A 517-nucleotide genomic window follows, 5' to 3' on the forward strand; every position below is an offset into this window, starting at 1 on the left:
GGGGTGAGCCTGGGCGACTTTCAGATCAGTAAATATGTTGATCAAGCCACACCCAAACTGTTCGAGCTTTGCTGTCGCGGGTCGCATATCAAGACGGTCACTGTGCGCATTCATCGGGCTGGCGCCGAGAAATTCAAATACATGGACATCGTGCTTGAAGAAGTGCTGATCGCGACCGTGAGCGGTCAGGGCGCCGAGCAAGGTGGCTTCCCGGTGGAAGTCATAGCGCTGAACTATGGCCGGATAAAATTCGAATATTCCCGGCAGCGGCGTGCAGACGGCGGCAATGCGGGAATAGTCTCTGGAGGCTGGGACCGAATCGCCAACAAGCCATTCGCATAAGGACGCTCTCATGCGAGATGACGGAGAGTTCCGTGTAGCGTTGAGCTTTGCACAAATGGCCGCGATTCTGACCCAGGAATCCTTATCACCGGCCGAGATAATGTCCAATCGAATATTCGGCAGTCTTCGACTGGTCGGCGGCATCGTCGAATTGGCAGGTTCTGGCGTGCTGTGC

General features: G+C 55.5%; 1 protein-coding gene. It reads left to right on the forward strand.

The window, feature by feature from the left end; all coding sequences use genetic code 11:
• Nucleotides 1–342: Hcp family type VI secretion system effector (locus tag BZK31_RS28445; RefSeq protein WP_102136533.1), on the forward strand; the 342-nt coding region annotated here is incomplete at its 5' end.
• Nucleotides 343–517: the final 175 nt, after the last annotated feature.

The sequence above is a fragment of the Pseudomonas floridensis genome, from assembly GCF_002087235.1.
Classification (GTDB): Bacteria; Pseudomonadota; Gammaproteobacteria; order Pseudomonadales; family Pseudomonadaceae; genus Aquipseudomonas; species Aquipseudomonas floridensis.